General features: G+C 36.4%; 7 protein-coding genes. All 7 read left to right on the forward strand.

The genetic code is table 11. From position 1 onward, the window contains the following. Positions 1-548: 548 nt before the first annotated feature. The 7 genes from rhaT (at position 549) to ACT9TX_RS17865 (ending at position 9104) form a co-directional block, all read left to right on the forward strand. On the forward strand, positions 549-1670 hold the full coding sequence (gene rhaT / locus ACT9TX_RS17835; protein ID WP_481340361.1) for an L-rhamnose/proton symporter RhaT: 1122 nt from the start codon (positions 549-551) through the stop codon (positions 1668-1670). Positions 1671-1689: 19 nt separating this feature from the next. Beyond that, a complete protein-coding gene (locus tag ACT9TX_RS17840) occupies positions 1690-3810 on the forward strand; it encodes a bifunctional aldolase/short-chain dehydrogenase (protein WP_481340363.1) in 2121 nt (706 codons plus the stop codon). A 92-nt stretch (positions 3811-3902) separates the two neighbouring features. Next, positions 3903-4217 (forward strand): L-rhamnose mutarotase, encoded by a 315-nt coding sequence (rhaM, locus tag ACT9TX_RS17845; protein WP_481340365.1) that lies wholly within the window; start codon positions 3903-3905, stop codon positions 4215-4217. 132 nt (positions 4218-4349) lie between these two features. Continuing rightward, positions 4350-5624: a sugar isomerase gene (locus tag ACT9TX_RS17850; protein WP_481340367.1), complete on the forward strand. Its 1275-nt coding sequence runs from the start codon at positions 4350-4352 to the stop codon at positions 5622-5624. Positions 5625-5702: 78 nt separating this feature from the next. Then, positions 5703-7079: an FGGY-family carbohydrate kinase gene (locus ACT9TX_RS17855; protein WP_481340369.1), complete on the forward strand. Its 1377-nt coding sequence runs from the start codon at positions 5703-5705 to the stop codon at positions 7077-7079. Then, on the forward strand, positions 7076-8368 hold the full coding sequence (locus ACT9TX_RS17860; protein WP_481340371.1) for a class II aldolase/adducin family protein: 1293 nt from the start codon (positions 7076-7078) through the stop codon (positions 8366-8368). Before ACT9TX_RS17855 ends, ACT9TX_RS17860 begins: the two co-directional genes overlap by 4 nt. Before the next feature lie 7 nt (positions 8369-8375). Beyond that, the gene (locus ACT9TX_RS17865; protein WP_481340373.1) at positions 8376-9104 is read left to right on the forward strand and encodes a (Fe-S)-binding protein; all 729 of its coding nucleotides are present in this window, start codon (positions 8376-8378) and stop codon (positions 9102-9104) included. The last annotated feature ends 12 nt before the right edge of the window (positions 9105-9116 follow it).

A 9116-nucleotide genomic window follows, 5' to 3' on the forward strand; every position in this document is an offset into this window, starting at 1 on the left:
TTTTTTCAAAAGTGAATTTGTTAATTTAGATGTTCATCCTGAACTGTACTGAAATGTTGAAAAATGTGCGTTTAATTAGTTTATTAAATTTGTATACGAATTTGCAGAATTAAAAAAGGTGTACTTGCATATATTTTAAGTTAATATTTCACCTGTATACATTTTTATTTATAGCCACTAGAAGGTTCTATGATGGAATAATTTATAGTTGATATTTGAGTGTAACCAGACCAATTATGTAGTGATAGTTAAACATCCAAGGCGAAAGATTTAACGAAGATGCAGCCTAAAAGCAACATGCATTAACTATAAAATGCTTTCAAACGGGCTCTTATACATCATTGCTACATTTTCTCTCTATTATTTCTAGTAGCTGTTAGTACCATAGCTAGACGTTATTGTTTTAAAACAATTCCACATTTCAGCTAATTTTTATTTTTTCGGAAACAAAAAATCTGTGCTTCTCATAATAGCTCAGGATAGTTCAATGTTTTCGGGTTTATAGATTTACATTTTTAACGATTGTCCATTACGAAAACAATTAATTCATGCAGGTTATTTTAGGGGTTATATTTCATTTTATTGGCGGTTTTGCCTCGGGCAGTTTTTATATGCCCTATAAAAAGGTAAAAGGTTGGAGCTGGGAAAGTTTTTGGATAGTTGGCGGACTATTTTCTTGGTTAGTGGTGCCACCAATTGCGGCTTATTTAACCATACCAGGTTTTGCAGAAATTATAAAGAACACACCTGCAAGCACACTAGCTGCCACTTATGTAATGGGCTTATTATGGGGTATTGGTGGCTTAACCTATGGCTTAGGTGTACGCTATTTAGGCGTTTCACTAGGTAGCTCTATTATACTTGGTTTATGTTCTGTTTTTGGGGCATTAATTCCTTCTGTTTATTACTATTACAATCCTACTGCGGGCAAAGACACCATTGTAGATTTATTTACCAGCCATTGGGGCATCATGGTAATTTTAGGATTAGCGGTTTGCGTTATAGGCATTGTTATTAGCGGTAAAGCCGGCGCTATGAAAGATAAAGACTTAGCAGGCTTAAATAATGGTGCTGTTAAAAGCTCATCAGATGCGCATGGGCATGTTGATGCAGGTGGCAATGAATTTGAGTTGGGTAAAGGTTTAATACTAGCCATTATTTCTGGTGTGCTAAGTGCTTGTTTTAGCTTTGGTATAGAAGCTGGTAGCAGCATGGGCGCTACAGCAAACGAGCTTTGGAAAGCCGCACACCCAGCAGAAACTGGCGAGTTTTTATTTAAAAACAATGTCATTTTCGTAGTAATACTTTGGGGTGGCTTAACTACCAATTTTATTTGGTGCATGATTTTAAATGCACGTAACAAAACCTTTGGTGATTATACCAACCAACAAACACCGCTTCTTAAAAACTACTTACTGTGTGCTTTAGGTGGTACCATGTGGTTTTTACAATTCTTCTTTTATGGTATGGGCGAAAGTAAAATGGGTAATGGCGCAAGCTCATGGATTTTACACATGTCTTTCATCATTTTAGTAGCCAATATGTGGGGCTTGGCATTAAAAGAATGGAAAGGTGTAACCAAAAAAACAACTACAACAATTATTATAGGCATTATCACAATTATTGCTTCGGTACTTATTGTAGGATATGGTAATTCATTAAAACCTTAGAATTTTAAAATAATATTTTATGTCAACAGCAGTATCAGAATTTAAGCATGTAAGTTATTTGTGGGACGATGCAACAGCCGCATCGATGGCAGGTGATGAAGTCGCTTTATTAATCTATCGCTCTAACTTATTAGGTGCAGATTTACGATTAACCAATTATGGTGGTGGTAATACGTCTTGCAAAGCCATGACTAAAAACGTGTTAACAGGTGAAGCCACAGAAGTAATGTGGGTAAAAGGTAGCGGTGGCGATTTAGGCTCTATTAAAAAAAGCGGTTTGGCTGCCTTGTATATGGATCGTTTATTGAGCTTGAAAAACGTGTATCGTGGTATTGAACACGAAGATGAAATGGTAGAATTGTTTAACCATTGCATTTACGATTTGGCTTCAAAAGCACCATCTATCGATACAGCTTTACATGGTTTTTTACCATTTAAACATATTGACCATTTACACCCAGATGCAGCTATTGCAATTGCAGCTGCAAAAGATGGTAAAAAGATTACGCAAGAATTATTCAGCGGAACAATTGGTTGGGTTGAATGGCAAAAACCAGGTTTTGACCTAGGTCTTCAATTGAAGCAATGTTTGGATGAAAATCCAGGTATTCGTGGTATCATGTTAGGTTCTCATGGCTTGTTTACTTGGGGCGATACTGCTTACGAAAGCTATATCAATACCTTAGAAGTCATTGAACGTTGTGCAGAATATTTGCAAGATAATATTGGTAAAAAAGCACCTGTTTTTGGTGGTCAAAAATTAGCATCTTTACCAAAAGAAGGTCGCATCAAACAAGCAGCTGCATTAGCACCAATCTTACGAGGTTTCTGCTCTTCTCAAACAAAAATGATTGGTCATTTTACAGATGATGACCGTGTTTTAGAATACATCAACAGTAATGATTTAGATAGATTAGCACCATTAGGCACTAGCTGTCCTGACCACTTCTTACGTACTAAAATCAGCCCATTAGTTTTAGATATTCAAGCTGGCGATGACTTAAGTGATGTAGCTGCTATTAAAGCAAAACTACAACCACAATTTGAGGCGTATCGCCAAATGTACACTGACTATTATAACACTTGTAAGCACCCAAATAGCCCTGCTATTCGTGATACCAACCCTGTTGTAATTATCTTTAGAGGTGTAGGTATGTTTACGTTTGCAAAAGACAAACAAACGGCTCGTGTTGCTGCTGAATTTTATATTAATGCTATCAATGTAATGAAAGGTGCAGAAGCCATTTCTGAATACACTTCATTACCTCGTCAAGAAGCATTTAACATTGAATACTGGTTACTAGAAGAAGCCAAATTGCAACGTATGCCTAAGCCTAAAAGCTTAAGCGGCCGCATTGCATTAGTAACAGGTAGTGCTGGCGGTATAGGTAAAGCAATTGCCAAGAAATTTGTGGAAGAAGGTGCGTATGTTATATTGAATGACATGAATGCTGAGCGTTTAGAAGCTACTGGTGAAGAATTTAAAGCACAATACGGTAAAGATGCTTATGCAACGGCTGTATTAGATGTAACCAACGAAGCACAAATTAAAGCTGCCATGGATGAAGCTGCACTCGCTTTTGGTGGTGTAGATATCATCATTAACAATGCAGGTTTATCTATCTCTAAAACTATACAAGATCACACTGAAAAAGACTGGGATTTGTTGTATGATGTATTAGTGAAAGGTCAATTCTTTGTGACACAAGCTGCCGTAGCAGTAATGCGTAAGCAAGATATTGGTGGTGATGTTATCAATATTGTAAGTAAAAATGCTTTGGTAAGTGGACCAAATAATGCTGGTTATGGTTCTGCAAAAGCGGCACAATTACACCTTAGCAGATTAAACGCTGCTGAATTGGGTGGTGATAAAATTAGAGTGAACGTAATTAACCCAGATGCAGTGATTAGCGATAGCAATATTTGGGCAGGTGGCTGGGCCGAAGGTCGTGCCAAAGCTTATGGTATTACCGTTGCAGAATTACCTGCTTACTACGCTAAACGTACATTGCTTAATGAGATTATTTTACCTGCTGATATTGCCAATGCTTGCTTTGCATTTGTTGGTGGTTTACTAGGTAAATCAACTGGTAATGTATTGAATGTAGATGGTGGTGTTGCTATGGGTTTTGTGAGATAAAAAGAATAGCTCTCGCAGAAAACGCAGATTTCGCAGAAAGGATTTTTCATTCAGCGTTTTCCGTGATTTCTGCGAGAGAAATAAAAGATAGTATGGCTAGAGTAGCATTTAAAATGACCTTATTTCCAGGTCGAGAAGCAGAATACAAAAAACGCCACGACGAGTTGTGGCCTGATTTACAGGCTTTGTTAAAAACAACTGGTATCAGCGAGTATTCTATTTTTTTAGATGAAACCACGAACAGTTTATTTGGCGTGCTTAAAGCTGAAGATCCAAAGGCGTTAGACAATTTACCATCGCATGAAGTAATGCAAAAGTGGTGGGCTTATATGGGTGATATTATGGCCTCAAATCCTGATAACTCACCAGTAAGTGTGCCGCTGAAAGAGGTGTTTTATATGCCGTAAATACCCTAACCCCTGAAGGGGTATTATAATAGTGGGTATTTAAAAATGATAGTAAATGAATAACAAAAAGTAGTACAATTATTAAACTTCCTCATAAGGCCCCTTTAGGGGTTGGGGGCAAAAATTAATACAATGTTATTAGACAAACAACTGATTGAAGATCAAAATAAAGGCTTGTTATCTGCACACAAACGCAGCTTTGACTTTGTGGCTGAAGGCGTGGCAAACTTAGATGAGGTGTTGCAAAAATTAGTGGCTTTTCAAATAGCCATACCATCATGGGCTTTGGGTACAGGTGGTACAAGATTTGGGCGTTTTAGTGGTTCTGGCGAACCAAGAAACTTGGAAGAGAAAATTACTGATGTAGGTTTGTTACATGCTCTAAACCAATCAAGCGGTGCTATTTCATTACATATTCCTTGGGATATTCCTCAAGACCATGCTGCTATTAAATCATTGGCTGATAGCTTCGGTTTAAAATTTGATGCGGTTAATTCTAACACGTTTCAAGACCAAGCTACCCAAGAACATAGCTACAAATTTGGCTCGCTACAACACGTAGATAAAGCTGTGCGCAAGCAAGCCATTGATCATAATATCGAAGTAATTAAACAAGGTGTGGCTTTGGGTTCTAAAGCTTTAACTGTTTGGTTGGCAGATGGCTCTTGCTTTCCTGGACAATTGAATTTTAGAGGTGCTTGGGAAAGAACGTATGAAAGTTTGCAAGAAATTTATGCGGCTTTACCAGAAGATTGGAAAGTATTTGTAGAGTACAAAGCATTTGAACCAAACTTCTACTCAATGAGTGTAGGTGACTGGGGACAATCGTATTTATATGCGTCTAAATTAGGCCCTAAAGCCTATACGTTGGTAGATTTAGGTCACCACTTACCAAATGCAAATATTGAGCAAATTGTAAGCCTATTGATGATGGAAAACAAATTAGCAGGTTTCCATTTTAACGATAGCAAATATGGTGATGATGATTTAACCGTAGGTTCAATAAACCCTTACCAACTGTTCTTAATTTTTAACGAACTGGTTGAAGGTATGGATGCAAAAGGCATGAACCATGCCACTGATTTAGGTTGGATGATTGATGCAAGCCATAATGTAAAAGATCCTTTAGAAGATTTACTACAATCTATTGAAGCCATTATGATTGCTTACGCACAAGCATTATTGGTAGATACAAAAGCATTGAAAGCAGCACAAGCTGTAAACGATGTAGTTAGATGTCAAGAAATTTTACAAACTGCTTATAGAACAGATGTTCGTTCATTGGTAGCACAAGCAAGATTATTGTCTGGTGGTGCTTTACAGCCATTAAGTCTTTACCGTCAATTGAATGTGAGGAAAGAATTGGTGAAAGAAAGAGGCGAAAAAACAGTAGCCACAGGATTGTAATTTTCTGAACCATGATCTGAAATGATTTATGGGATTAAAGAGATGTATTGACCATTCACTATTGACTAATTGACTAAAATGCCTACACCTGTTATTGCCATATTTGACATTGGAAAAACCAATAAGAAACTGTTTTTAATAGATGAATATTATAATATTTTATGGGAAAATACAAGACAATTTCAAGAAATTGTAGACGAAGATGGATTTGTATGTGAAGATATTGAGGAACTAACCCGTTGGGTAAAGAGTGCCATGTCTGAAATATTTACGCTCGCAGATTTCAAAATAAAGGCAGTAAATTTCACTACATATGGTGCTAGTTTTGTTAATCTAAATAAAGCGGGTAGAATAGTTACATCACTATATAATTATTTGAAACCTTATCCTGAGTCTCTTTTAAGTGATTTCTATGGAAAGTATGATGCTAATAATGCGTTTTCTGTAATTACCGCATCACCAAAATTAGGTAGCTTAAACTCAGGTTTACAGTTGTATAGATTGAAGTATGAAAGGCCAGAAATATTTAATGAAGTGCATTATTCTTTGCACCTACCACAATATTTAAGTTATTTGATTACCAAACAGGTGCATGCTGATATCACAAGTATTGGCTGCCACACAGCACTCTGGAACTTCACTTCAAATGAGTACCACGCATGGTTACAAAATGAGGAGATAGCTGCAAAACTACCAAAGTTGTTTTCATCAGAAAATGTGTTACGTGTTACTTTCAACGGTCATAACTTATTAGTAGGTGTTGGTTTACACGATAGTTCTGCTGCATTGATACCTTATATAACAGCCTTCCAAGATCCATTTATTTTGATATCCACTGGAACTTGGTGTATAAGTTTAAACCCGTTTAATAAAGCGCCTATTACTATCAAAGAATTGGATGAGGACTGCCTTTGCTATATGGAATATCGAGGTAAGCCAATAAAAGCTTCTAGATTATTTGCTGGTTACGAACATGAACAGCAAACCAAACGATTAGCAGAGCACTATGGTGTTGCAACAGATTTTTACAAAACTGTAGAATACGATACATATATCATTCAATCATTGAGAAAAAATGCCCTCAATATTGATAGTAAAGAAAAAAACGCTGTATTACTTGGCGATTCTGGCTTTGCAGAAAGAGATTTAAGAGAGTATAAAAATTATGACGTTGCATATCATCGGTTAATGCTAGATATCATAGGCCAACAGGTTTATTCAACACGCCTAATAATTCAAGAAACGGCTATCAAAATGCTATTTGTAGATGGTGGGTTTAGTAAAAATCCTATTTATATGTATCTGCTAGCGGATGCTTTTCCTGATATGGAAATTTATGCATCAGAAGTAGCGCAGGCAACTGCCATTGGCGCAGCACAAGCTATTCATAAATTTTGGAATACTAAGCAAGTGCCACAGAATATAATAGACGTAAAGAAAATTATTAGAAGATGATATTAGATACCGTACTACAACATCCAAAAGCACAAATTGCGCTTGTAATAGCAAGAATTTATAGCCGAGGTTTAACAACAACTAGTGGCGGAAACGTTTCTATAATCGATTCTGATAATAATATTTGGATAACACCATCGGGTATTGATAAGGGTTCTTTAACTGCAAAAGACATTGTTTGTGTTAAAGCCGATGGCAGTATAATCGGCAATTACAAACCTTCATCTGAATTTCCATTTCACAAAGCCATTTATGCGGCAAGGCCTGATGTGAAAGCCATTATTCATGCACACCCACCAGCATTGGTATCGTTTAGTATTGTAAGAAAAATCCCAAATACGAATATCATATCGCAAGCCAAGCAAATTTGTGGTGATATTGGCTATGCTAAGTATCAATTGCCTGGTAGTGAGATGCTAGGGGATGAAATTGCCATTGAATTTAAAAAAGGCTACAATGCTGTCATCATGGAAAATCATGGTACAGTGATAGGTGGCACAGATTTGTCAGATGCATTTCAACGTTTTGAAACCTTAGAGTTTTGTGCAAATACTATTATTTATGGTAATCAAATTGGGGCACCTAAATATTTAAGTAACGAAATAATTGAAGATTTTAATACCCAAATTCCTGCGCCTTTACCAGAAATGTTACGGGTTACTCGTGATAGTATAGAACAAGAAAAGCGAACAGAAATATGCAATATTGTGCACAGAGCTTGTCAGCAAGGGTTGATGATTAGTTCTTATGGCACTGTTTCGGCTAGGTGGCAAGGGAATGATTTTTTGATTACACCCACAGGTGTATCTAGATGGGATTTACAACCAAGTGACATAGTGCAGATTAAAGACAGTCAACGAGAGCCAGGTAAAATACCTAGCCGCACTACTTATTTACATCAGCAAATTTATGCCAGTCATCCAGAAATCAATTCCATTATACTCACACAGTCGCCCTACTTAATGGCTTTCTCAGTAACTGGTAAAGAAATTAATGTTAGAACGATTCCTGAAAGTTGGATTTTTCTAAAAGATATTAATCAGTTAGAATTTGGTCATCAGTACAAAAGTGCTAATGATATACCGAATTACATTTCAAAGGAAAAGCCAGCAATTTTAATTAGTAACGAATGTGTACTAGTTGTAGGTGATGGTATTTTACAAACATTTGATTACTTAGAAGTAGCAGAATTTAGTGCGAAATCTTTAGTCATGTCTGCATCCATTGGTGAAATGGTACCAATTAATGATGAGCAAACTGAAGCATTAAGAAAAGCGTTCATTAAATAGATGTTATATGAAAGTTGGTTTGTTTATACCTTGTTATGTCAATCAATTTTACCCACAGGTTGCCATTGCTACGCTACAATTATTAAAAAAGCAAGGCTGTGATGTTGTTTATCCACTTAATCAAACATGTTGTGGTCAGCCGATGGCTAACTCGGGTTTTGAACACTTGCAAGGCTGTAACGATTTATTTATCGAAAATTTTGCAAATTTTGACTATATCGTCTGCCCATCGGGTAGCTGTACATTACATATAAAAGATCACCTGCATTCAAAAATAGATGAGAGCATTGCCGTAGAAATACGCAGTAAAGTATTTGAATTATCTGAATTTTTAATTGATGTTTTAGAAGTACAAGAATTGAATGCCCATTTTCCTTATAAAGTTGGCATGCACCAATCATGCCATGGTCAAAGAGGTTTACACTTGTCGCAAATGACTGAATTAGTAGCGGCACCTTTCTCTAAACCCCAGCAATTACTAAACTTAGTAAGTGGTATAGAATTAATAAGCATCGATAGAAAGGATGAATGTTGTGGTTTTGGGGGAACTTTTTGTGTTTTAGAGGAAGCTGTATCAGTGAAAATGGGAAAAGATAGGATTGAAGATCATGCTAGAAATGATGTACAAGTGATTACCGGTGTAGATATGAGTTGTTTAATGCACATGGAAGGAATATTAAAAAGACAAGGTAGTAAGATACAAATTAAGCACCTAGCTGAAATACTAAATGCGTAATCCAATTTATAG

The organism is Parasediminibacterium sp. HNIBRBA5674, from assembly GCF_056745525.1.

What these genes read in the sequence shown, in the direction of transcription:
- ACT9TX_RS17865 (WP_481340373.1), top strand. Translation starts at nt 8,376, where the DNA reads ATGAAAGTTGGTTTGTTTATACCTTGTTATGTCAATCAATTTTACCCA.
- ACT9TX_RS17840 (WP_481340363.1), top strand. Translation starts at nt 1,690, where the DNA reads ATGTCAACAGCAGTATCAGAATTTAAGCATGTAAGTTATTTGTGGGAC.
- rhaM (WP_481340365.1), top strand. Translation starts at nt 3,903, where the DNA reads ATGGCTAGAGTAGCATTTAAAATGACCTTATTTCCAGGTCGAGAAGCA.
- ACT9TX_RS17860 (WP_481340371.1), top strand. Translation starts at nt 7,076, where the DNA reads ATGATATTAGATACCGTACTACAACATCCAAAAGCACAAATTGCGCTT.
- rhaT (WP_481340361.1), top strand. Translation starts at nt 549, where the DNA reads ATGCAGGTTATTTTAGGGGTTATATTTCATTTTATTGGCGGTTTTGCC.
- ACT9TX_RS17855 (WP_481340369.1), top strand. Translation starts at nt 5,703, where the DNA reads ATGCCTACACCTGTTATTGCCATATTTGACATTGGAAAAACCAATAAG.
- ACT9TX_RS17850 (WP_481340367.1), top strand. Translation starts at nt 4,350, where the DNA reads ATGTTATTAGACAAACAACTGATTGAAGATCAAAATAAAGGCTTGTTA.